This is a genomic window from Microbacterium sp. NPDC090225, from assembly GCF_044772365.1.
In the GTDB taxonomy this organism is placed as follows: domain Bacteria; phylum Actinomycetota; class Actinomycetes; order Actinomycetales; family Microbacteriaceae; genus Microbacterium.
The window spans coordinates 2,261,094-2,283,563 of the sequence record NZ_JBIVYS010000001.1 but is presented as its reverse complement, the minus strand read 5'-3'; the positions used below and the strand labels follow the sequence as shown (position 1 = coordinate 2,283,563).

Annotated in this window: 18 protein-coding genes; 6 read left to right on the top strand and 12 right to left on the bottom strand. The window is 68.7% G+C overall.

Annotated features, from left to right (window positions below; translation table 11 throughout):
* Positions 1 to 49: 49 nt before the first annotated feature.
* The 3 genes from ACIQTT_RS10915 to ACIQTT_RS10905 form a co-directional block, all read right to left on the bottom strand.
* Positions 50 to 1,372: a GAF domain-containing protein gene (locus ACIQTT_RS10915; protein WP_402789496.1), complete on the bottom strand. Its 1,323-nt coding sequence runs from the start codon at positions 1,370 to 1,372 to the stop codon at positions 50 to 52.
* A gap of 159 nt (positions 1,373 to 1,531) precedes the next feature.
* On the bottom strand, positions 1,532 to 2,959 hold the full coding sequence (locus ACIQTT_RS10910) for a CCA tRNA nucleotidyltransferase (protein WP_402789493.1): 1,428 nt from the start codon (positions 2,957 to 2,959) through the stop codon (positions 1,532 to 1,534).
* A 159-nt stretch (positions 2,960 to 3,118) separates the two neighbouring features.
* Positions 3,119 to 3,412 (bottom strand): hypothetical protein, encoded by a 294-nt coding sequence (locus ACIQTT_RS10905; protein WP_402789490.1) that lies wholly within the window; start codon positions 3,410 to 3,412, stop codon positions 3,119 to 3,121.
* Between the two features lie 89 nt (positions 3,413 to 3,501).
* Between ACIQTT_RS10905 and ACIQTT_RS10900 the strand changes: the two genes are divergently transcribed.
* Positions 3,502 to 5,295, top strand: a complete 1,794-nt coding sequence (locus ACIQTT_RS10900) for an alkaline phosphatase family protein (protein WP_402789487.1) — start codon at positions 3,502 to 3,504, stop codon at positions 5,293 to 5,295.
* A 36-nt stretch (positions 5,296 to 5,331) separates the two neighbouring features.
* Positions 5,332 to 5,808 (top strand): ASCH domain-containing protein, encoded by a 477-nt coding sequence (locus ACIQTT_RS10895; RefSeq protein ID WP_402789484.1) that lies wholly within the window; start codon positions 5,332 to 5,334, stop codon positions 5,806 to 5,808.
* A gap of 117 nt (positions 5,809 to 5,925) precedes the next feature.
* Here the strand turns inward: ACIQTT_RS10895 and ACIQTT_RS10890 are convergent, their stop codons facing one another.
* The 4 genes from ACIQTT_RS10890 to ACIQTT_RS10875 all read right to left on the bottom strand — a co-directional run bounded on the left by ACIQTT_RS10890 (position 5,926) and on the right by ACIQTT_RS10875 (position 11,459).
* Positions 5,926 to 7,941, bottom strand: a complete 2,016-nt coding sequence (locus ACIQTT_RS10890) for a collagen binding domain-containing protein (RefSeq protein ID WP_402789481.1) — start codon at positions 7,939 to 7,941, stop codon at positions 5,926 to 5,928.
* 60 nt (positions 7,942 to 8,001) lie between these two features.
* Entirely contained in the window at positions 8,002 to 8,652 is a 651-nt protein-coding gene (locus ACIQTT_RS10885; RefSeq protein ID WP_402789478.1) for a dihydrofolate reductase family protein, read from the bottom strand.
* A 213-nt stretch (positions 8,653 to 8,865) separates the two neighbouring features.
* Positions 8,866 to 9,924 (bottom strand): LLM class flavin-dependent oxidoreductase, encoded by a 1,059-nt coding sequence (locus tag ACIQTT_RS10880; protein ID WP_402789475.1) that lies wholly within the window; start codon positions 9,922 to 9,924, stop codon positions 8,866 to 8,868.
* Between the two features lie 29 nt (positions 9,925 to 9,953).
* Positions 9,954 to 11,459: a methyltransferase gene (locus ACIQTT_RS10875; RefSeq protein WP_402789472.1), complete on the bottom strand. Its 1,506-nt coding sequence runs from the start codon at positions 11,457 to 11,459 to the stop codon at positions 9,954 to 9,956.
* Positions 11,460 to 11,558: 99 nt separating this feature from the next.
* Here ACIQTT_RS10875 and ACIQTT_RS10870 point away from each other — a divergent pair, with 99 nt between their 5' ends.
* From ACIQTT_RS10870 to trxA, 4 genes are all read left to right on the top strand, one after another.
* Positions 11,559 to 13,697, top strand: a complete 2,139-nt coding sequence (locus ACIQTT_RS10870; RefSeq protein WP_402789469.1) for a DUF6049 family protein — start codon at positions 11,559 to 11,561, stop codon at positions 13,695 to 13,697.
* Positions 13,694 to 15,310 (top strand): murein biosynthesis integral membrane protein MurJ, encoded by a 1,617-nt coding sequence (gene murJ / locus ACIQTT_RS10865; RefSeq protein ID WP_402789467.1) that lies wholly within the window; start codon positions 13,694 to 13,696, stop codon positions 15,308 to 15,310. The genes ACIQTT_RS10870 and murJ overlap by 4 nt, the downstream gene beginning before the upstream one ends.
* 93 nt (positions 15,311 to 15,403) lie before the next feature.
* Positions 15,404 to 16,378 (top strand): thioredoxin-disulfide reductase, encoded by a 975-nt coding sequence (gene trxB, locus ACIQTT_RS10860; protein ID WP_402789464.1) that lies wholly within the window; start codon positions 15,404 to 15,406, stop codon positions 16,376 to 16,378.
* Positions 16,379 to 16,444: 66 nt separating this feature from the next.
* A complete protein-coding gene (gene trxA, locus ACIQTT_RS10855; RefSeq protein WP_247624063.1) occupies positions 16,445 to 16,768 on the top strand; it encodes a thioredoxin in 324 nt (107 codons plus the stop codon).
* Between the two features lie 105 nt (positions 16,769 to 16,873).
* Here trxA and ACIQTT_RS10850 read toward each other — a convergent pair whose 3' ends face one another.
* From ACIQTT_RS10850 to ACIQTT_RS10830, 5 genes are all read right to left on the bottom strand, one after another.
* A complete protein-coding gene (locus ACIQTT_RS10850) occupies positions 16,874 to 17,392 on the bottom strand; it encodes a GrpB family protein (protein WP_402789461.1) in 519 nt (172 codons plus the stop codon).
* 11 nt (positions 17,393 to 17,403) lie between these two features.
* The gene (locus ACIQTT_RS10845) at positions 17,404 to 17,739 is read right to left on the bottom strand and encodes a tryptophan synthase subunit alpha (RefSeq protein ID WP_247624061.1); all 336 of its coding nucleotides are present in this window, start codon (positions 17,737 to 17,739) and stop codon (positions 17,404 to 17,406) included.
* Between the two features lie 10 nt (positions 17,740 to 17,749).
* Positions 17,750 to 19,246: a sugar porter family MFS transporter gene (locus ACIQTT_RS10840; RefSeq protein WP_402791171.1), complete on the bottom strand. Its 1,497-nt coding sequence runs from the start codon at positions 19,244 to 19,246 to the stop codon at positions 17,750 to 17,752.
* A gap of 99 nt (positions 19,247 to 19,345) precedes the next feature.
* A complete protein-coding gene (locus tag ACIQTT_RS10835) occupies positions 19,346 to 20,320 on the bottom strand; it encodes a ParB/RepB/Spo0J family partition protein (RefSeq protein WP_402789458.1) in 975 nt (324 codons plus the stop codon).
* Complete coding sequence (locus ACIQTT_RS10830) at positions 20,320 to 21,243, bottom strand: ParA family protein (RefSeq protein ID WP_402789455.1); 924 nt, start codon at positions 21,241 to 21,243, stop codon at positions 20,320 to 20,322. The genes ACIQTT_RS10835 and ACIQTT_RS10830 overlap by 1 nt, the downstream gene beginning before the upstream one ends.
* Positions 21,244 to 22,470: the final 1,227 nt, after the last annotated feature.

Sequence of the window (22,470 nt, the reverse complement as noted above, 5' to 3'; positions counted from 1 at the left end):
GCGACGTTGCACCCGGGTGCGCAACGTTGCGCCCGGTTGCGGGTGCCCCTCAGGCCTGGGAACGCTCGAGTCGCTCGATCCGGGCGACCAGTCCGGGCCGCTTCGGCGAGCGCGCCGGCAGCATCTCGAGCGCGAGACGCAGCGCCTCGGCATCCGACTGCCCCTCGGGGATCTCGGCGTACGACAGCAGCACGTCGAGGCTCGCCTCCGACAGCATCGCCTCTCGCAGCGCCGCCCGCACCGTCTCGCGGAACTCCTCGACGCCGGGCGAGGTCGACTCGGGCAGCACCGGGCCGCGATACGCGGTGAGCGCGACGCGGTGAGCGCCGCGGTCGAGCAGCGACATCACGTCCTGCGCGTCGGTGTCGAGGGTCACGGGCAGGCGGTACGGCCTCGACTCGGGCACCAGTTCCGGCATCCGCTGCTCGAGCACCTTGCGCAGCCGCACCATCTCGGGGCGCAGCGTGTCGGGCGAGACGTCGGCGCCGTAGACGAGTTCGGTGAGGCGCTCGGCCGACAGGCCCTGCCGGTTGACGGCGAGCATCAGCAGGATGGCCGCGTGGCGGGCGCTGAGCTCGATGACCGATTCCTCATGATCGGATGCCGTCTCGAGCCGTGCCCGGTCTCGCCCGAGCACGTGCAGGGTCGCCCGCGCCGCGGCGCGGGTGCGCGTCGGCAGGGCATGCAATCGCGGCGCCTCCTCGGCCCGGGCGCGCAGTCGGGTGATGAGCAGTTCGGACTCGACGGCGCGGGCGGTCGCATCGACGAGCAGCCGAGCCTGCGGGGTCACGACCTCCGGGCCGCCCGTGATGTCGATCACCCCGAGAACGCGCTGCGTCTCGGGATCGCGCACCGGCGCTGCGGTGCACGACCACGGGTGCACGAGTCGGTTGTAGTGCTCGGCGCCGCGGATCTGCACGGACTGTCCGAGGGCGAGCGCGGTGCCCGGCGCGGTCGTGCCGACGGCATCCTCGGCCCAGTTCGCCCCGGCGACGAAACCCATGTCGTCGGTGAGGCTCTGAAGCTGGCGGTCGCCCTCGATCCACAGCAGTCGCCCGGCCTGGTCGCCGATCGCGATCACCACTCCGGCGTCTTCCGGAGTGCCCGGCAGCAGCAGTCCGCGAATGGTGTCCATGACGGCGGCGAGCGGGTGCGCACGCCGATACTCCTCGAGCTCGTCGAGACCGAGTTCGAGCGCGGGCGGGCTCTCGGGGCCGACGCGGCCGCGCCACGACCGCTCCCACGACGCCCGCACGAGCGGACGCACCTGCTGCAGGCGCTGGTCGTCGAGATTGCCGGCGAGCAGCTCTTCGTGCGCTCGCTCGATGATCAGGCGAGAGGCCTCAGGCGAAGACTGCCACTGCGACGGCACAGGGACTCCGTTCCTCGGGGGTGGAGCGTGCTCCCAGTGTAGGAGCGGACGTCGCCGGTGGGAACCCTCCCACACGCGGGCGCGTCGCGCCGTTCGTCCGGGAGGTCCGCTGCTCCGGACCTCTCCGCGGAAGACAGGGCTCTCGCGTGGACCGTCGCCTCAGCCCCGCGCGGCCCACCACTCCCGGAGGCGCTTCTCGGCGACGTCCGGACCGAGCACGCCCTCGTCGAGGCGCAGATCGAGCAGGAACTTGTAGGCCTCGCCGACCTCGCGACCAGGGCGGATGCCGAGCACCTCCTGGATGCGGTTGCCATCCAGCTCCGGACGCATGGCGTCGAGCTCCTCCTGCTCGGCGAGCGCCGCGATGCGCGACTCGATGTCGTCGTATGCCGACGACAGTCGCCCCGCCTTGCGCTTGTTGCGCGTGGTCACATCGGCACGGGTGAGGATGTGCAGGCGTTCGAGCAGGGGGCCCGCGTCGCGCACGTAGCGGCGCACCGCGGCATCCGTCCAGGCGCCCTCGGCGTAGCCGAAGAACCTCAGGTGCAGCTCGATGAGGGTGGCGACCGCATCCGTCGTGGCGGTGTCGAACCGCAGGGCCTGCAGGCGCTTGCGCGCCATGCGTGCGCCGACGATGTCGTGGTGGTGGAACGTGACCGCTCCGCCGTCTTCGAGCTTGCGGGTGCGCGGCTTGCCGATGTCGTGCAGCAGGGCCGCGATGCGCAGCGCCACGTCGGGCTCCGCGCCCGGATGCCGGGAGTGCTCGAGCGAGATCGCCTGGCGCAGCACGGTCAGCGAGTGCTCGTAGACGTCCTTGTGATGGTGGTGCTCGTCGACCTCGAGCTTGAGAGCGCTCACCTCGGGTAGGAACTCGTCGATGAGTCCGGTCTCGACGAGAGAGCGGATGCCGCGCACCGGGTCGTCGGTCTGCATGAGTCGCACGAGCTCGGACTGGATGCGCTCGGGGCTGACGATCTCGAGCGTCGCCCGCAGCCGGGTGATCGCGTCGGCGGTGTCGTCGTCGATGCGGAAGCCGAGCTGCGCGCTGAACCGCGCGGCCCGCAGCATGCGCAGCGGGTCGTCACCGAACGAGACGTCGGGGTCGGTCGGGGTGCGCAGCACTCCCGCGATGAGGTCTTCGACGCCACCGGTCGGGTCGACGAGCTTCACCGAGGGCACCTGCATCGCCATCGCGTTGACCGTGAAGTCGCGGCGCACCAGGTCGGCCTCGATCGTGTCGCCGAACTCGACGGTGGGCTTGCGCGTCATCCCGTCGTAGCTGTCGGCCCGGTAGGTCGTGATCTCGACCTGTTCCTTCTGCACGCGTGCACCGATCGTGCCGAACGCGCGGCCGATGTCCCACTGCGCGGTCGAGATCGGAGTGACGATGCGCAGGATGTCATCGGGCTGAGCGTCGGTCGTGAAGTCGAGGTCGTGGGTCGGACGCCCCAGCAGCGCATCGCGCACGGGACCGCCGACGACGGCCAGGTCGAACCCGGCATCCGCGAACGCCGTGGCGAGGGTACGCACCACCGGATGCGCGGCGAGCGCGCCGAGACGGTCGAGGCCTTCGGCCATGTTGAGCATGGGTTCCAGCGTAGTCGGGCGGTGTGCGGATGCTTCGGCTGCGGCATCCGCCCCTTCTGCTGTCAGAAAACCCAGGTGATCCGTCACCAGCCCGGAGTGTCGCGCGGCGACGCGCCGTCCGCTGCCCGCTCGGTCTCCGTTCTCGTCCACCGCCTCGACTCAGAACAGCGGGTTCTCGCCCCTGGCCTGTGCGACCGCCTGCGCACGGCCCTGGATGAGGCGCAGCAGCAGCGTGCTCAGCACGCCGCCTCCGATCACGGCCACCGCGACGAGGAACCACACGCCGACGTCGGGGTCGACGATCTCGAACCCGTAGATGAGCACGGCGCCGATCAGGAGCAGCGGGCCTTCGATCAGTGCGAAGGTGACGAAGAGGCGGGTCTGCCGGGAAAGGTACTCCTTGTTCACGGCGGCGACACGGGCGTTGATCGAGGAGTCTCCGGCGGTGCTCATGCCTCCACGGTAGCGAGGACGCGCTCTCGTGCCCAGCCTGGCGGCGCTCCGGCATTCCGCATGCGGCCGCTCCGTCCTAGGATCGGCGCATGGCCGACGACCACACCGCTCCCCCGGCATCCGACCCGGCATCCGAACCCGCTCGCGACAACCGCGACCCGTCGCGCCGCGGATTCCTCAAGATGGGCGGCGCCGCCTTCGCGGGTGCAGTGATCGGTGGGGCGGGTGGCGCTGCGATCGGCGCCACCATTGCGGCGAACAACTCGCGCAACGGGTTCGCATCCGAACCCGATCCCTTCGCAGCCCTCACCCCGCGCAGCGAGCCCGGATTCGACCACCTCGTGGTCGTGATGGGCGAGAACCGCTCGTTCGACAACCTGCTCGGCTACCTGTATTCGCAGCAGACACTGCCGACCGGCGAGACCTTCGAGGGCCTGGCCTTCGGGAAGCACAGCAACACGGCATCCGACGGCACCGTCGTCGACGCGCACGTCCACACCGGCGACACCGACCGCATCATGAGCCTGCCCGACCCCGACCCGGGCGAGGAGTATCCGCACGTCAACACGCAGATCTTCGGCACGGTCGACCCGAAGGGCAACGCCGATCTGTTCGTCGATGAGATGACCGCGCCGTTCAACGCTCCGACGCACGGCGAGAAGGCCACGATGTCGGGGTTCCTCGAGGACTACATCATCAACTTCCGGCGCCTGCGCAAGGGCACGGAGCCGAAGCCCGAAGAGGCCGCGCACATCATGGGCTCGTTCTCGCCCGAGATGCTCCCGGTGCTCTCGACCCTCGCGAGCGAGTTCGCAGTGTTCGACCACTGGTACGCCGGCGTGCCCTCGCAGACCTTCTGCAACCGCTCCTTCTTCCACGCGTCGACCTCGCACGGCTTCGTCACCAATCAGGCCGGCGGCGGCTACAAGAAGTGGCTCGACGCGCCCGCCGCCCCGACCGTCTTCAATCGACTCGAAGAGAAGAAGGTGAGCTGGAAGATCTACATCGACAAGCTGCAGCTCGTCTCGTTCACCGGGATGCTGCACGCCGCCGTGCTCGAGAAGTACTGGCGCACCGACCACTTCGGCACCATGGAGGACTTCTACGCCGACACGAAGAACGGCACCCTCCCCGCCTACGCGTTCATCGAGCCGCGCATGGTCTACGACCACAACGACTTCCACCCGCCGTTCGGCTCGCCCCGCGAGAGCACGGTCGACGGAGAGCCGGTCTACGACAGCGCCATCTCCGACGTGCGGGCCGGCGACCGGCTCATCCACGACATCTACGAGGCCGTGCGCACGAGCGCCTCACCGAAGGGGTCGAACGCGGTCAACACCCTGCTACTCATCACCTTCGACGAGCACGGCGGATGCTACGACCACGTGCCGCCGCCCGCCGCGACCAAGCCGACCGCCGACACCGGAGCCGGCGAGATGGGGTTCACCTTCGACCGCCTCGGATGCCGCGTTCCCGCGATCGCCGTGTCGGCGTACACGAAGCGCGGCACGATCGTGCACGACGAGATGCACCACGGCACCGTCACCGCCACGCTCTCGCGGCTCCACGGATTGAAGCCCCTCAACGATCGGGATGCTTCGGCGAACACGCTGTTCGAGGCCATCAACCTCGATCAGCCGCGGCATCCGTCGGACTGGCCCGTCACGACTCCCGCCTACACGCCGCCGAACCCCGAGGAACTCGAGCCGAAGCCGGGAGACCCCTCCGGCATGAAGCCCCTCACCCCGCCGGCGCGGGGGCTCCTCGGACTGCTGCTGTCGCGCTACGGAAAGCCCGGCGAGCCCGACCCCGAGACGTTCGCCGACGCCTACCGCCTGCTGCACGAGCACGGTGAGGAGCTGTTCGGGCCGCCCGCCTCCTGATCCGTTCGACAGCCGACGGATGCCTAGGCTGAGGTCATGATCACCGCCGACCCCGCAGCCCTCACCTCGTTCTGGGAGGGGGTGCGGGCGGAGCATCCGGATCTGTCCCCCGCCGTGCCCGCTGCCTGGGCCTTCGGCGCGACCCCCGCGCACGCGGATGACCTGCTGGCTCTGGTGCTCGACGGCATCAAGACGCGAACCGCGTCGTCGCTCTGGGATTACGAAGCCGCAGATGATCCGCTGCCCGTCGAGGGCGAGCTGAGCATCATCCTCGACGGCACCGGGGCACCGCGCGCGGTGATCGAGACGACGAGCATCCGCATCGTGCCCTTCGACCAGGTCGAGGCCGCGCACGCCCACGCCGAGGGTGAGGGCGACCGCACGCTCGAGTACTGGCGCGCCGCGCACGAGCGGTACTGGCGCGCACACTCCGAGAATCCGCGGGGGTTCGCGCCGGATATGCCGGTGGTGTGCGAGCTGTTCCGGCTGGTTCGCCCGGTCGGCCGTACCTAACTCAGGAAGATCGGCCGCCGAACCGGCGGCTCGAGGTTGTCCGGGTCGATTCAGCGTCGATCTTCCTGAGTTGGGTACACCTCGCACGGCTGCGGCGGCCCGCTCCGGACGGATGCCTCACCCCTCGTCGCGACCACGCGCCCGCCGACGCGACACGATGAGCAGCGTCGCCCCGAGCAGCAGGACGACCGCTCCGCCCGCCGCCCAGACGAAGGTCTCCGGGCCGAGACCCGTGCCGGGGAGCGTGCCCGTTCCCGCACCACCGGTTCCGGGACCCGGAGCCGGGACGGTCGGCGTGGTCGGCGGGTCGGGATCCGGCGACGGGCTGGGCTCGACCTCGACCGCGGCGAGCGCGAAGTCCTGCGCCACGACGGTGCCTCCTCCCTGCGGGGGGAAGCCGAACGAGCGGCGCGCGAAGTCCACGGCCTGGGTGCCCTCGGGCGGGATCACCGTCAGCACGTAGTCGCCGGGGGCGAGACCGCCGAGGCTGTACGTGCCGTCCTCCGCGGAGACGAGCTGCTGCGTTCCGCCCGGCCCCTCGAGGGTGAGCACGACTCCGGCGACGGGAGCGCCGGACGAATCGCGCACGGTCCCCGAGAAGCTCCCGAGCACCGCCAGCTCGAAGTTCACGTCGGTGAGGTCGTCGGCCTCGAGCGAGACCGTCGCACTGATCGGTCCGAGAGGCGCGTATCCGTTGGGCGGGGTGATCGTCACCGTGTACTCGCCGGCCGGGAGCCGCGGGATCGTGTACTCGCCGAGGGGACGCGTCACGGTCGTCGCGACGATGTTGCCATCGGCGTCGGTGACGGTCACGACCGCTCCCGCGACGCCGAGACCGGTGGCGGGGGATGTGACGACGCCGCCGAGGTCGGCGTTCTCGATCAGCACGAAGTCGTCTTCCGCGGGGATCGTGATCGGCTCTTCGGTGTCCTCGGGAACGGAGATCGCACGCGTGTCGTCATCGGTCGAGAAGCCCCCGGGGGTGACGACCCGCACGTCGTAGTCGCCGGGTTCCACCCGGTCGAACAGGTAGCGCCCGTCCGATCCGGTCACGGCGGTGAGCTCGGTGCCGTCGACGACGACGGTCACCCCGCCCACGCCGTCGCCGTTCCCGTCGACCACCCGCCCGGAGACGGCGACCGGAATGATGTCGCGCACGACGAAGTCGACGTAGACGGCATCCGTCTCGCTCAGGTTCACGGGCCGGGTCGATCCGCCCTCGGCGATCTGCCCCTCGGGTGCGGTCACGCGAACCGTGTATCCGTCGCTGCCCAGCACTCCGGGGAAGGAGTAGGTGCCGTCGGTTGCGGTGGCCGTCGACGCGACGACCCGGCCGTTGGCATCGGTGAGGGTCAGCTGCACTCCCGCCTGGGGCACGGCGCCGTCGTCGACGACGGCTCCGCTGATGTCGCGAGCGAGCGAGGCGAACCACGTCTGGTAGACGGGCAGGCCGGAGCGGCGGGTGAAGATGAAGCTCAGGGTGGTGATCGGGGCTTCGGGCTCGAACCAGGCGGCCGCACCCGAGGTGTCGATCGCGGCCGCGTTCCCGGTGAGGGTGAGGGTCGTCTCGTCCCAGGTGGGCACGTCGGTCGCCGAACCGGTGCACGACGGCTTGCCCGTGATCCCCGGGGCGCAGTAGTTGAATCCGCCGCGGAAGCCGAGCTGATCGGCGGTCAGCGCCTGCCCGTCGGGGCCGATCGCCTGGATGCGCACGGAATCGGCGTCGATGTCGCCGAGCACGAACGTCCAGCCGGCGGTCGGTGTCGGGTTCTGGAAGGCGTAGGTGGTGGTCGATGCTCCGGTCGGGGTGTCGGCCTTCGGGCGCAGGTTCAGATAGGGCTGGTCGCGACTGGACCCGTACTTCGCCCCGACGGGGGTGCCCTCGGAGAGCCAGGTCGATGCCCCGGAGATCACGCCGACCTGACCCGCACGGGAGTCGCTGGTGACGTTCGCCGTCATGGTCGGATCGGGGGTGATCTGCACCGAGGTGGCGAACGCGCCCCCGGTGCCGGTCAGTGGTTGCCAGGTCGCCCATTGCGTGGTGGTCGCGGCCGACGCAGGGCTCGCGACCACCGCGACAGCAGCCACCAGGGCCAGGACTCCGATGAAGATGCTGCTCCGCTTCGCGCGCATGGCGCCAGGCTACATCGGTATACCAACGAGGCGAAGAAAAACTTCCGGGGCGGCCGGCCGTCAGTTCGCGCGTGAGAACGTGACGTGCACGACGCCGGACTCGGCCGTCTCCGACACGACGGAGTATCCGGATTCGAGTCCGCGCAGGTCGTCCCACAGACGGATGCCGCTACCGATGAGGATCGGGGTGATCCCGACGTGCAGCTCGTCCACCAGTCCCGCGCGCAGGTATTCGCGCACGGTCGACGCTCCGCCACCCACCCGCACGTCTGCGCCCTCGGCGGCCTCCACCGCGCGTCGCAGCGCGTCTTCGGGCGTCGCGTCGATGAACTCGAACGACGTGCCGTTCTCGAAGTCGATGCGCTCGCGCGGGGTGTGCGTGAGCACGAACACCGGCGCGTGGAAGGGCGGCTCGTCGCCCCACCAGCCGCGCCAGTCGGCGTCATCGGGGTTCGCGTGCAGACCGAACATCCCGGCGCCCATGATCTCGGCGCCGATGTTCTCGAAGTAGCGTGCGGCATACTTCTCGTCGACCCCGGTCGTGCCCGCACCGCTCGTGTCGTGGAACACCCGCTCGCGGAACGTGCGCGTCGCGACGTAGGCGGCCGTGATCCGGCCCCAGTCCTCACCGAACGGGTTCTCCGGGGTCTGGTCGGTGGTCGTGGCGAAGCCGTCGAGAGAGATGTTGAGATCGACGCGAACGCGGGTCATGGGGTCTCCGATGTCCGAGGAGCGGATGCCGCGGCATCCGACACGGCGAACCCACTGTCGACCATCCCGGGCGTCGTGTCAACGACCCCGCGTCGCCGACATCCCCGTCTACGAACGAGGCACCCCTTTTCGCACGGCACTTTCGGGGGTGCCCCGTACGGAAAGGGGTGCCTCGGCGAGCGATGGCGGACGGATGCTCCGCCCCGGCCAACCTCAGACGACGGCGTCGCCCTGTACCGGACCCTCGGTGTTCGGCTTCCAGCCGAGCGCCGGGGCGACGTGCGTCGCGAACGACTCGAGCACGTGCAGGTTGTAGGCGGGGCCGAGCTGGTTCGGGATCGTGAGCAGCAGTGTGTCGGCGGCCATGACGGCCGAGTCGTTCTTCAGTTGCTCGATGAGCGCGTCGGGTTCGGCGGCGTAGGTCTTACCGAACGTCGAGCGATAGCCGTCGATGATGCCGATCTGGTCGCCGCTGTCCTCGCTGCGCAGACCGAAGTACGCCCGGTCCATGTCGGTGATCAGCGGGAAGACGCTGCGGCTCACCGAGGCTCGAGGCGAACCGGTGTGACCGGCCTCCTTGTAGGCCGCACGGAACAGCGCGATCTGCTCGCTCTGGAGTTCGTGGAACGGCACGCCCGTAGCCTCGGTGAGCAGGGTCGAGCTCATCATGTTGAGGCCCTTCCGCCCGGTCTCCTCGGCGGTGGCGCGCGATCCCGAACCCCACCAGATGTGGTCGCGGAGCGTGGGCGACTGCGGCTCGATCTGCAGGTAGCGTCCGGCGCCGACCATCCGCGGGTCGCCGGGGGCGAGACCCTCGCCGTCGATCGCGCGCAGGAAGAGGTCGAACTTCTCGCGAGCCATCACACCGCCGCGCTCGGGATCTTCCTCGTCGTGGAAGCCGAACGTCTCGTAGCCGCGCAGAGCCGTCTCGGGTGACCCACGGCTCACGCCGAGCGCGATGCGTCCGTCGGCGATCAGGTCGAGCGCGGCCGCCTCTTCGGCGAACTGGAACGGGTTCTCGTACCGCATGTCGATCACGCCGGTGCCGACCTCGATGCGCTTCGTGCGCGCGGCCATCGCCGACAGCAGCGGCATGGGCGAGGCGGCCTGGCGGGCCCAGTGGTGCACGCGCACGTAGGCGCCGTTCACCCCGATCTCATCGGCGCCCTCGGCGATCTCGATGGTCTGCTTCAGCATGTCGCCCGCGGTGCGGGTCGCCGAACCCTGGACATCGGCGTAGTGGCCGAACGAGAGGAATCCGAAAGCCTTCATGGTGTATTCGAACGCATGGATGCCGCGGGTTATTCCGCCGCGAGGAACCCGTCGATCAGCAGCGCCCGGATGCGCGGCTCCAGTTCGACCCACAGATCGGCGAGCGGCACGTCGAAGAGGTCGGCGAGGGCCGCGGCGATCTGACCGACCGTCAGCTCGCCGTCGCAGGCGCCCACGAATGCGGCGAGCGCCGGGTCGACGTTCACGGTGCGCCCGAAGCCGCCGCCCTGACGCAGTTCGATCACGCTGGGGTCATCGTTGCCGGGCAGCAGGTGCCGGGCCTCGGTGACATCGGATGCCGTGACGAGGGTCGCGGGAATCCCGCTGGCGAGCAGGTCGTGCGCCACGAGTCCGCGGCCGAGCGCCTCGCCCACACCCGACACGGGCTGGCCGACGCGTTCGCTGCGGCGTAGCACCGGCGCATCACCGCGGCGGATGAGCACGTATCCGAAGCCGATCGCGGTCACCCCGCGTGCGGCGAAGTCGTCGAGCCACGCGCGGAGAAGAGGGGTGAACGAGTCGTCGCGCGGGGTGGTGCCGCCGTCGCGGATCCAGAGCTCGGCGTAGGCGAGGGGCGAGAGCTCCTCGCGCTCGACGACCCAGAGGTCGAGGTCGCCCGGCACCCAGGCGTCCAACCGCGCCAGGCCCTTCACACCGTCGCGCGACTCCCAGTTGCCGAGCAGCTGGGCACTGCCGCCCGCAGTGAGGAAGGCGGGGGCGGTGCGTACGAACTGCTCGACGAGCGCGTCGCCGATGAGTCCACCGTCGCGGTACTCGTACTCGGGCACGCCCTCGGTGCGCGGAGTGATGACGAAGGGCGGGTTCGAGACGATCAGGTCGAACGCCTCCCCCGCGACGGGCTCGAACATGCTGCCCAGGCGGAACTCGATGTTGCCGATCCCGTTCAGGCGGGCGTTGAGCTCGGCGTAGGCCAGGGCCCGAGAGGAGATGTCGGTCGCGACGACCCGGCCGGCACGGCGCGACACGAGCAACGCCTGGATGCCGCAGCCGGTGCCGAGGTCGAGCGCGCGCTCCACCTCGATCGGCACGACGATCTCGGCAAGGGTGCGCGAGGCACCGCCCACTCCGAGCACGTGGTCGGCCGGCAGCGCGGTGCCGAGCGCGACCTCGTCGAGATCGCTCGCGATCCACCACTCCCCGACCCCGTCCGCGTCGACGAACGACTGCGGGCGCAGGAGCGCGGTGGGCGTGACGACGGTGTCGGATGCCGAGGCGAGCCCGAGAGCCGTCAGCCCGTGGACGCCGAGCCGCGGGAGTGCCTCCTCCACGGCGCGCCTCGGCTGCGGCATCCCGAGCACGAAGAAGCGCCCGAGGGTCGCGAGAGTTCCGTCGTCACCCTCGATCGCGCGCAGGATGGGTTCGCGCATGCCGCGGGCCAGGGCGTCGTCGGCCTCTTCGCCCCACAGGCGGCGCAACGGTGCGGAGCGCAGGTCGGCGGCGTCGAGGTCGGCGGCGAGCGAGGCGCATCCGAGCGGGTCGGGGACGGGCGTTGCAGAGGCGGACACGGCCGTCACTCTACGCGTCTTCAGGGTTCTCCTCCGCCGCTCCTTCTAGAATCACAAGGTCAGTACTCACGATTCCGCCCTCTTCCCGGGCGTTCGAGGAAGACCTTCATGACCGCGAGCACCCCCGACAGACGCCTCCGTGCGCGTCTTCGGCGACTCACGAGCGCGGCCGCCGCGTTCGCCCTCGCGGCCGGTCTCGGCGCGGTCGCGTCTCCGGCGATGGCCGCCGACGGCGACGACGAGGCGACGGATGCCGGGATCGTCGAACTCTCTGTCGCGATCGGCTCCCACGGCCGGATCACCCCCGGTGCGTCGGCCACGGCATCCCTCTCGGTGCAGAACGACACCGACGCGCGCCTGTCGAGCGGCACCGTCACGGTCGAGATCAACCGCACCCCACTCACCGACGGCCCTGCCGTCTCGACCTGGCTCGACGAGACCTCGGCGCCCGGAGAGTTCGAGACGCTCGGATCGAAGGCGACGGATGCCGTCGATGCGGGCGGCTCCGATCGTGTCTCGGTCGACATCCCGCCCGAGTCCCTCGCCGAGCTCGCTCCCGGCGTCTATCCGATCCGGGCGGGACTGAGCGGAGCGAGCACCGGCACGGTCGGCAGCGACGACTTCGTGTCGCGCAACGTCTCGGCCGACAGCGTGCTCGTCGTGACCGCGGATGCCGTGCAGGTCGGCGTGATCGTGCCCATCACCGCCTCCCCGGCCGACGGCGTGCTGCTCACGGCCGACGAGCTCGCCGAACTCACGGCAGCGGACGGTGAACTCACGGCGGCTCTCGACGGCGTCTCGGGCACGGCGGCCGTGATCGCCATCGACCCCGCGATCATCGCGGCGATCCGGGTGCTCGGCACCTCGGCGCCGGCGAACGCGACCGACTGGCTCGAGCGCTTCGACGATCTCCCCAACGAGCGCTTCGCCCTGCAGTTCGGCGATGCCGATGCGACGGTGCAGGCGCAGGCGCAGCTGCCGGAGCTGCTGCAGCCCACGACCCTCGCGCCCTTCGTGAACCCCCTGAACTTCCCGAGCACCCCGGCGACGGCCACGCCGACCCCCGGCACCTCCACGCCGTCTCCGACGCCCGCCGCGACCGACGCGCCCGTGCTGCCCGACGACGAGACGCTCACGACCATCGACGACGCCATCGAGGGAATCGTCTGGCCGCTGGCGGGCGCCCGCTCCGAAGACCTCGCGACGTTCACCTCCTACTTCGGCGGCGAGGTCACGACGATCGTCTCGTCGTCCGCGACGGATGCCGTCGACACCGCGCACGCGACGACCGACGGGCACGACCTGCTCGTCGTCGACGAGGCGATCTCCGCCGCGATCTCCGGTGCCGCGGGCGAATCGGCTTCGGGCGCCCGGCAGCGCTGGCTCGCCGCAGCGAGTGCACAGCTCTACTTCGCCGGGCAGGCGGCGCCGCAGGGCCCGCTCCTGGTCGGCCTCGACCGCGACGAGACCCGCGACGCCGCAGCGCTTCGTGAGGCGATCGCCGCGGTCGACTCCCCCGGCTTCGACCTGTCGTCGGTGCGCTCGGCTCCCGCTGCGGCCGTCGGCCTCACCGGCGCCGTCGACGACCTCCGCGTCAGCGCCCTCCAGAACATGCTGGTCGACGAGGGCACGCTCGCCACCTTCGCCACGATCCTCGACGACCCCCAGGTGCTGCTCGGCCGTGAGCGCATCCGCGTGCTGCGCGAGATCGCGGTCGGCGTGCCCGAGACCAAGTTCAGCACCAACGTCGCCGTGCACCGTGCGGCGACGAACGACACGCTTCGCGCCGTCAGCATCCCCCCGTCGAGCACGATCCAGCTGCTCAGCGCCAATGCCGACCTCCCGTTCAGCGTGCGCAACGACCTGCCGTGGCCGGTCAATCTGCGCCTGACGGTCGCCCCGACGGATCCTCGTCTCGAGGTGCAGGGCAGCAACGAGGTCGTCGTGCAGGCGAACTCGAGCGCCCGGGTGAAGGTTCCCGTGTCGGCGCGCGTCGGCAGCGGCGAGCTCGACCTGCGCCTGAACCTCTACAGCCCGACGGGCGCACTGATCGACGGCCCGCAGACGGTGCGCGTCGCGGTGCGCGCCGAGTGGGAGACGATCGGTCTCGTCATCTTCGGCGGTCTCGCCGTGCTGCTGATCGTCGGAGGTGTGATCCGCACGGTGCTCCGTCGACGTCGGGAGGCGGCGGTCGACGCCGACGAAGCGGATGCTGCGGCCGACGCCGGAGAGAAAGAAACCACGTGAGCAGTCTCGGGCGCGCGAGCGCGATCATCGGCGCCGGCACCCTCGTCTCCCGCATCACGGGGCTTCTGCGCAGCATCGTGCTCGTCGGGGTTCTGGGTTCGGTCGGTTCCGAGGCCGCCGATGCGTTCACGGCCGCGAACCAGCTGCCGAACAGTGTCTTCTCGCTGATCTCGGTGGGCATCCTCACTGCCGTGATCGTGCCGCAGATCGTCAAGGCGACCGCGGATGCCGACGGCGGCAACGCCTTCATCTCGAAGCTCTTCACGCTCGGCACGGTCGTGCTCCTGATCGTGACGACGATCGCCACCGTCGCAGCGCCCTGGCTGGTGCACCTGGTGGCCGGCAAGGCGAGCGGCGAGATGCAGGCTCTGGCGACCGCACTGGCGTACTGGTGCCTGCCGCAGATCCTGCTCTACGGCCTCTACGCGATGCTCGGTGAAGCGCTGAACGCCCGCAAGATCTTCGGGCCGTTCACCTGGGCGCCCGTCGTCAACAACTTCGTGTCGATCGCCGGCTTCCTGGCCCTCGGCGCGGTGTTCGGGCCGATCTCTCGCGACGCCATCGACTGGTCTCCCGGAATGATCGCGACGCTCGGCGGCACCGCCACCCTCGGCATCGCGCTGCAGGCAGCGGTGCTGCTCGTCTTCTGGCGCCGCACGGGGCTGGCACTCAAGCCCGACTTCCGGTGGCGCGGTGTGGGCCTCGGCAACGTGGGCCGCCTCGCGGGGTGGACCTTCCTGATGGCCTTCGCGAGCCTCGCGGCCGGCATGTACCAGGGTTACCTCGTGAGCGAGGCATCCGGTCTGGGAGCGTCGGCGACCGTCACCGCCAACGCTTGGTTGATCTTCATGCTCCCTTACTCGGTGATCGTGCTCTCGATCGGCACCCCCTACTTCACGCAGATCAGTGCGCATGCGGCGGCCGGTCGCGACGACGAGGTGCGCGGAGACATCGCGCAGAGCATCCGCACCCTGCTGTTCTTCATCGTCGCGGCCACCGCCGCGGTCGCGGCGGCCGCGATCCCGGCATCCCGCGTGTTCACCGACACGGCCGCCGACGCGCAGGCCGCCGCTTGGGTGCTCATCGCCTACCTGGTCGGTCTCATCCCCCTCACGATCCTCTTCATCGTGCAGCGCACCTTCTACGCGTACGACGACACCCGCACCCCGTTCTGGTTCACGATCTTCCAGTGCGTGCTCATCGTGGGCACGGCCCTCGCGGCGCTCGGCCTGAAAGAGGCCGGGATCATCCCGCTCACCTCGCTCGCCGCCACCGTCGCCCTCGGTCAGTCGATCGCGAGCATCGTGCAGACGATCGTGGCGACCTGGCTGCTGCACCGGAAGATCGGCGGCCTGCAGATCCGCTCCTGGATGGCGGCGATCGGTCGCTTCGCCCTCGCCGGTATCCCCGCAGGTTTCGCCGGCTGGGGATCGTTCCTCCTTCTCGGCGGCATGGACGGGTGGATGCTCGCCGACAAGTTCCAGGGCGCCCTCGGCACCGCGATCATCGGACTCGTCGTCGTGGTCGTCTATCTCGGCATCCTCGCCCTGCTGCGCGCCCCCGAGCTCAAGGCCGCAGGCACCCTCGTCCGTCGCTTCCTGCCCGGTCGCTGAGCGTCTCCCGTCGCGGGAATGCCGCGCGGTTACCATGGGTTGAAGCTGTCGGACATCATTCGATGGCATTGCAGTTCTCACAGGGAGCATTTCATGCGTCAGGTCGTCATCATCGGCTCCGGCCCCGCCGGTTTCACCGCCGCCATCTACGCGGCGCGCGCGAACCTCGAGCCGCTGCTCATCGCGAGCTCGGTCGAGGTCGGCGGTGAGCTGATGAACACCACAGAGGTCGAGAACTACCCCGGCTTCCCCGAGGGCATCCAGGGCCCCGAGCTCATGGCCAAGTTCCAGGAGCAGGCCGAGAAGTTCGGCACCGAGGTCGTCTACGACGACGTCACGTCGCTCGAGCTCGACGGACCGGTCAAGAAGGTCACGCTCGGCAGCGGCACGGTGCACGAGACGCAGACCCTCATCTACGCGACGGGCTCGGCCTACCGCAAACTGCACATCGAGGGCGAAGAGCGTCTCTCCGGCTACGGCGTCTCGTGGTGCGCCACCTGCGACGGGTTCTTCTTCCGCGAGAAGACGATCGCGGTCGTCGGCGGCGGCGACTCGGCGATGGAAGAGGCCACGTTCCTCACCCGCTTCGCCGACAAGGTCTACGTGATCCACCGCAAGGACACCCTCCGTGCCTCGAAGATCATGCAGGAGCGCGCGTTCGCGAACGAGAAGATCGAGTTCATCTGGAACAGCGAAGTCGCCGAGATCCTCGGCAAGGACTCGGTCGAGGGCGTGCAGCTGCGCTCCACCGAAGACGGCACGCTGCGCGACCTGCCCCTCGACGGGCTCTTCGTCGCGATCGGCAACGACCCGCGCACGCACCTCGTGCACGACAAGTTGAAGCTCACCCCCGAGGGCACGATCTGGGTCGACGGCCGTTCCTCGGTCACCTCGGTTCCCGGTGTCTTCGCCGCCGGCGACGTGATCGACCCCACCTACCGTCAGGCCATCACGGCTGCCGGTTCCGGAACGGTCGCCGCCCTCGACGCCGAGCACTTCCTCGCCGACCTCGAAGACGCCTCCGTCGAGTTCCCCGCGGCCGAAGCGGCCGAGATCATCACCGCCTGACCCGCGGGAACACTTTTCCCCGGTCGGCTGTTGTATCCGACGAACCTCGAACAAGGAGAAACTCTGATGAGTGCACAGGCTACGAGCCAGGCGACCTGGGAGCAGGACGTACTGCAGGCCGAAGGTCCCATTCTCGTGGACTTCTGGGCCGAATGGTGCGGACCGTGTCGTATGGTCGCCCCGGTGCTGGACCAGATCCAGGCCGACAACCCCGACAAGATCACCATCCTCAAGCTCAACGTCGACGAGAACCCCGAGCTGGCGATGAAGTACCAGATCACGTCGATCCCGGCGATGAAGGTGTTCCAGGGCGGTGAGGTCAAGACGACCATCATCGGCGCCAAGCCGAAGCCGGCCCTCGAGAAAGACCTCGCGGCGTTCATCGGCTGAGTCTGCGAAGTTTTCGGGCCGTCACTCTCTTCGGAGGGTGACGGCCCTTCTCTTTCCCCACCCCGTCGCTGGGTCCCTGAGCCTGTCGAAGGGCCCACCCCGCGCCTACTTGTCCGACACGTCCACCGACGGCAACCCCCGCGCCGCACGCGCGCGATCCACGATCTCCTGGATCACCGGCCCCTTCGCGGCGTTGTAGCTCGAGGTACCGCGGGCAGCGGCGGCCACGGCGGCGCACTTCGCGTGCCGGTAGCGATCGGCATCCGCGGGGTTCTCGAGCAGCCAGTCCCGCAGGATCCTCTGGTTCACGGCATCCCAGTCCGCCGCGGCGAAGAAATGCGCGATGTGCGTGCGCACGCCCTCCTGCTCCCGCACCATCACCGGATGGCTCCGCACCGCGCTCCCCTGCCGCCATCCTCCGGACTCGAGCGAATCCCGGTGCCGTTCGAAGTCCGCGGCATCTGCGATGCGCACCGCGAGGTCGATGATCGGTTTCGCCCTCATGCCGGGGATCGCGGTCGAGCCGATGTGCTCGATGACCCAGTCCGAATCGCCGTGAGAACGCAGTTGAGCGGCGGCGGCGGCGAACTGCTCCGGCCACGACGGATCGTAGGCGACGAGCATCCGCGGCATCGTCAGGAGGCGTCCGCGACCGTCGGGTCCCAGCGGCGGTAGCGCTGCTTCTCGTCGAGCAGGCCCCAGACGGCCGGCGTCAGCTCCGGGTACTCGAGCGCGATCTGCCGCAGCACGCGGTAGTGGCGGGCTTCGTTCGGCCGCACGCCGTCGTTCGCGCTGATGTTGTCGGCGCGCAGCAGGTAAACGACGAGCTCGTCGATGCTGGGGAGCTCCTCCATGAACTCCCACGGGTCCTCCCCGCCCAGCAACCGCTCCTGCACGATCACGGCGAGTTCGTCGGATGCCTCGGCACGCAGTACTTCCAGGCTGGCGCGACGGGGGACGGACTCGCTCATGCCTTCCAGCCTACGCGCGTGTGCGACGGGGTCGGCGCTCGACCTTCACATCCTCGCTCATGTCCTCGAGCTCCTTGCCCTTGGTCTCGGCGACCTTGAAGTAGACGAAGAAGAACGACAGCAGCGCGAAGAACGCGTAGAAGCCGTAGGCGAACGGCAGGCCGATGTTGGCGAACGCGGGGAAGGTCGTCGAGATGAAGAAGTTCGCCGCCCACTGGGCCGCCGCCGCGACCGCGAGCGCTCCCGCGCGGATCGAGTTCGGGAACATCTCCCCCAGCAGCACCCACACGAGCGGACCCCACGTCGCACCGAAGAACACGACGAACGCGTTGGCGCAGACCAGGGCGACCGTCGACCAAGGTTCGGGCAGAGTGACGGCACCGGCCGAGTCGAGGGTGCCGAACGAGAACGCGAGCGCCATCAGGCCGAGCGAGATCGTCATGCCCACCGAACCGACGAGCAGCATGATGCGGCGACCGACCTTGTCGACGAGCAGGATCGCGACGATCGTCACCACGATGTTCGTCACCGAGGTGATCACAGTGATCAGCAACGCCTCGGATTCACCGAATCCGACCGACTGCCACAGCGTCGTCGAGTAGTAGAAGATCACATTGATGCCGACGAACTGCTGGAAGACCGACAGCAGGATGCCGACCCAGACGATCGGCTTCAGGCCGAGACGATTGCCGCGCAGGTCACGCAGGGATTCCTTCTTCTCGGTGTCGATCGTGCCAGTGATCTCGGAGATCTTCGCCTTGACGTCGACGGTCCCGGTGACGGTGCTCAGCACCTCGGATGCCTTGTCGATATCGCCGTTACGCACGAGATAGCGCGGGGATTCGGGGAGTTTCAGCGCCATGATCCCGTAGACGATGGCCGGGATCGCCTCCGCGATGAACATCCATCGCCAGGCGTACAGGCCCCACAACGACTCGGCCGCACCCCCGGCAACCTGCGCGAGCAGCGCATCCGAGAGCAGGGCGACGAAGATACCGGTGACGATCGCGAGCTGCTGCAGTGAGCCGAGTCGGCCGCGCATGCTGGCGGGCGAGACCTCGGCGATATAGGCGGGGGCGATGACGGATGCCGCGCCCACCCCGAGTCCACCGACGACGCGCCAGATGATCAGGTCGACGACACTGAAGGCCAGTCCGGAGCCGATCGACGAGACGAGGAAGAGGACCGCCGCCACGACCATGATCGGGATCCGGCCGTAGCGGTTCGCCAGGGGGCCGGCGAACCAGGCACCGACGGCACAGCCGATGAGCGCTGAGGAGACGGCGAAGCCCTTGAGGCCGGCACCCAGGTCGAAGCCCGATTGGCTTCCGGCGAGAGCATCCACCGCTCCGTTGATGACCGCTGTGTCGAATCCGAAGAGGAACCCGCCGAGGGCGGCCGCGATACTGATCGCGATCACCTTCCCCTTGATGCCGGATCCCGATGCCGTCGCTGCCATGATGCCCTCCCGTGCGTCTTCCTCAGTGAGTCTAGGACTCCCGAGAATCTTGCGGGGGTGCTTGACATTCGCGTGGGTGAAAGAGAATCGCGCCCGGACTCCCTGCTGCTCAGGGTGTCGGGCGCGATGCTCTGCGGCGGATTCGGCTCAGTTGCCGTAGCTCTCCTCGCCGAGTTCGCTGAGGATGCGGTTCAGATCCTGGATCGACGCGAAATCAATCGTGACCTGGCCTTTGCGCGAACCCAGGGAGATCTTCACGCGAGTGTTGAGACGATCGCCGAGCTTGCCGGCCACCTCGTCGAGGTAGGCGCGGCGCGCTCCCGGTGTGGCCTTGGTCGTCTTGGTGCCGCTGCTCCACTGCGTCTTCGCTGCCTCCTCGGTCGCGCGCACCGAGAGGTCTTCGTTCACGACCTTGTCGGCGAGGCGCTGCATCGACTCGGGCGTCTCGAGGCTGAGGATCGCACGGGCGTGGCCCGCCGTCAGCACGCCGGCCGCCACACGCTGCTGCACGGGAACCGGCAGCTTGAGCAGACGGATCGTGTTGCTGATCTGAGGACGGGAACGACCGATGCGCGTCGCGAGTTCCTCCTGGGTGATGCCGAAGTCTTCGAGCAGCTGCTGGTAGGCCGATGCCTCCTCCAGAGGGTTGAGCTCCGAGCGGTGGAGGTTCTCGAGCAGCGCGTCGCGCAGGAGGTCTTCGTCGGCGGTCTCACGCACGATCGCGGGAATCGCGGAGAGGCCAGCCTCACGCGCGGCACGCGTGCGGCGCTCCCCCATGATCAGCTCGTACTCGCCCTCGGAGTTCGTGCGCACCACGACCGGCTGCAGCACGCCGAACTCGCGCACGCTGTGCACCAGCTCGGCGAGGTCATCGGCGTCGAAGTGCAGACGCGGCTGACGCGGGTTCGCGACGATCTTGTTCGGGTCCACCTGCACGAGGTGGATGCCCGGCACGACGGCGAGGTCCACGGCATCCGCGTCGGCCGGAGCCTCGGCGGTCGTCGTCGACTCCGACGGACGGATGCTCGCCCCCGGGAAGAACACGTCGACCGGACGCTCCGTCTGATCGGCCGTCGGGATGAGTGCGCCGATTCCGCGGCCCAGACCAGTGCGCTTCGCCATCATTTCTCCTTGCTCTGCGTCGCACGCGACGCGATTTCGACAGCGGCCTCACGGTATGCGATCGCTCCGGCGGACTGGCCGTCGTACGCGATCACCGTCTGACCGAAACTCGGGGCCTCCGACACGCGTACCGATCGCGGGATCATCGTCTCGAGCACCTGCTCGGGGAAGTGACCGCGCACCTCCTCGGCCACCTGCTGGGCGAGGCGCGTGCGTCCGTCGTACATCGTCAACAGGATCGTCGACAGGTGCAGCCCCGGGTTGAGGTGCTTCTGGATCATCTGAATGCTGCCGAGAAGCTGGCTCAGGCCCTCCAGTGCGTAGTACTCGCACTGGATGGGGATGAAGACCTCGGATGCCGCGGTGAACGCGTTGATCGTGAGGAGACCGAGCGACGGCGGGCAGTCGATGATCACGAAGTCCATCGGGATGCTCTTGAGGTACTCGTCGAGCGCCGTGCGGAGGCGGTGCTCGCGCGCGACCTGCGCCACGAGCTCGATCTCGGCGCCGGCGAGGTGAATCGTACTCGGGGCGCAGAAGAGATTCTCGTCCTCGGGGCTCTGCTGAACGATCTCGGCGAGGGGCGTGCCCTCGATCAGGACGTCGTAGATGCTGGCCGTCTCCGCATTGTGCGGAACTCCGAGCGCCGTCGACGCGTTACCTTGCGGATCGAGGTCGATGACGAGGACCTTCGCCCCCAGGCCGGCGAGGGCCGAAGCCACGTTCACCGCGGTGGTGGTCTTACCGACCCCACCCTTCTGGTTGGAGACCGTCATCACTCGCGTATCTCCGGAGAACTCCACCTTCGTGGACTCCAGAGCACGACGTCGAGCAGATAGGTCGGCGAGCTCCCGCGCGAGCGGTGTATCCATCCCGAATGATTCACTCGGGGATGCCTTTTCGGACTGTTTCACGTGAAACATCCACTCCTTTCGGGGCCGCGTTCCACTCTAATCGCTTGGACCGACGTCGGAACGCCGAGGGTTGGTTTCGGAGGCTGCCGGGGGGTGAATCATGGGATTCCGGGGCTCTCCGGGGGTGTGGAGTTGGGAGCTCCGTGGGGTGTGAAGTAGAGCAGTTCTTCGGGGTGTGGAGGCAAAGCACTCCCTTCGTTCACAGCACGGGGACTCTCCCGCTGCGCGGGCCCATCCCGATGCTCACTCCCGGGAGTATTTCATCTCCACATAGCTCCTCCATGGGGCATCAGCCGTAGCTAGCCCTCTGTGCCTGCACCTCGTTTCACGTGAAACATTGGGCTTGCGGACTCCAGCTTGGTGTCACCGATAGCAAGCCAGTCCTCACGCCAGGAGTCGCCGCCGATGACACGGATCGTTAGTCCATCTCGTTAGCCCATCGAACGCTGCACGCGCGCCGGGGCAAGTCATCTCCTTCGATCAGTTCTCCCGAGCGCTGCACGTCGGCACGGACTCTCGACATGCGTTTCACGTGAAACACAAGTGGAGAATCGATCGAATGAGGAAGGTTCGAGTGCACGCGGGGTGAGTATCACGAGCGCCGGCCCCTGAGCGAGCGAAGCAAGACGAAGGCCACGACGATATGGACTATCCACCTCAAAGCCAGAACTAGGGCGTGTCAGCGATACCCCCACCGTGTTTCACGTGAAACAGAACTCCCTGGACGCCGATTGTGATGTGGCAGCACCCCCGCAGCACCACGTGCAAGAGACCGCGTGGAGGGGACCTGCTCCCGGGAGCGGAGTATCGCGGGCGCCCACGAAGTGGGAGGGTCCCCGCTCTGTAGCGACGGGGAGCACCCCTCCACACCCCGAGACGCGACGACCTCCCGTCGAACACGCTGCCCGGACAACGCATGTTTCACGTGAAACATGCACTAGTCGACACCGATGGTCGTGTCACTCCCACGCCGAGACGCACCTGCAAGAAACCGTGTGGAGGCGGTGTGCTCCCGGGAGTGAGCATCGGGAGGGGCCCACGAAGTGGGAGGGTCCCCGTTCTGCGAACGAAGGGAGCACCCACCTCCAGACCCCCGCGACACCAAAGCCCTTCACTGAGACGGCAGACAGCAACAACACATGTTTCACGTGAAACACCCACCAAGCGACACCGATGCTCAATAGCTGGCACCCAGCTACAGCACCTGCAAGAAACCGTGTGGAGGTGGTGTGCTCC

What these genes read in the sequence shown, in the direction of transcription:
- ACIQTT_RS10910 (WP_402789493.1), bottom strand. Translation starts at nt 2,959, where the DNA reads ATGCTCAACATGGCCGAAGGCCTCGACCGTCTCGGCGCGCTCGCCGCG.
- ACIQTT_RS10905 (WP_402789490.1), bottom strand. Translation starts at nt 3,412, where the DNA reads ATGAGCACCGCCGGAGACTCCTCGATCAACGCCCGTGTCGCCGCCGTG.
- ACIQTT_RS10900 (WP_402789487.1), top strand. Translation starts at nt 3,502, where the DNA reads ATGGCCGACGACCACACCGCTCCCCCGGCATCCGACCCGGCATCCGAA.
- ACIQTT_RS10895 (WP_402789484.1), top strand. Translation starts at nt 5,332, where the DNA reads ATGATCACCGCCGACCCCGCAGCCCTCACCTCGTTCTGGGAGGGGGTG.
- ACIQTT_RS10890 (WP_402789481.1), bottom strand. Translation starts at nt 7,941, where the DNA reads ATGCGCGCGAAGCGGAGCAGCATCTTCATCGGAGTCCTGGCCCTGGTG.
- ACIQTT_RS10885 (WP_402789478.1), bottom strand. Translation starts at nt 8,652, where the DNA reads ATGACCCGCGTTCGCGTCGATCTCAACATCTCTCTCGACGGCTTCGCC.
- ACIQTT_RS10880 (WP_402789475.1), bottom strand. Translation starts at nt 9,924, where the DNA reads ATGAAGGCTTTCGGATTCCTCTCGTTCGGCCACTACGCCGATGTCCAG.
- ACIQTT_RS10870 (WP_402789469.1), top strand. Translation starts at nt 11,559, where the DNA reads ATGACCGCGAGCACCCCCGACAGACGCCTCCGTGCGCGTCTTCGGCGA.
- trxB (WP_402789464.1), top strand. Translation starts at nt 15,404, where the DNA reads ATGCGTCAGGTCGTCATCATCGGCTCCGGCCCCGCCGGTTTCACCGCC.
- trxA (WP_247624063.1), top strand. Translation starts at nt 16,445, where the DNA reads ATGAGTGCACAGGCTACGAGCCAGGCGACCTGGGAGCAGGACGTACTG.
- ACIQTT_RS10850 (WP_402789461.1), bottom strand. Translation starts at nt 17,392, where the DNA reads ATGCTCGTCGCCTACGATCCGTCGTGGCCGGAGCAGTTCGCCGCCGCC.
- ACIQTT_RS10845 (WP_247624061.1), bottom strand. Translation starts at nt 17,739, where the DNA reads ATGAGCGAGTCCGTCCCCCGTCGCGCCAGCCTGGAAGTACTGCGTGCC.
- ACIQTT_RS10835 (WP_402789458.1), bottom strand. Translation starts at nt 20,320, where the DNA reads ATGGCGAAGCGCACTGGTCTGGGCCGCGGAATCGGCGCACTCATCCCG.
- ACIQTT_RS10830 (WP_402789455.1), bottom strand. Translation starts at nt 21,243, where the DNA reads ATGTTTCACGTGAAACAGTCCGAAAAGGCATCCCCGAGTGAATCATTC.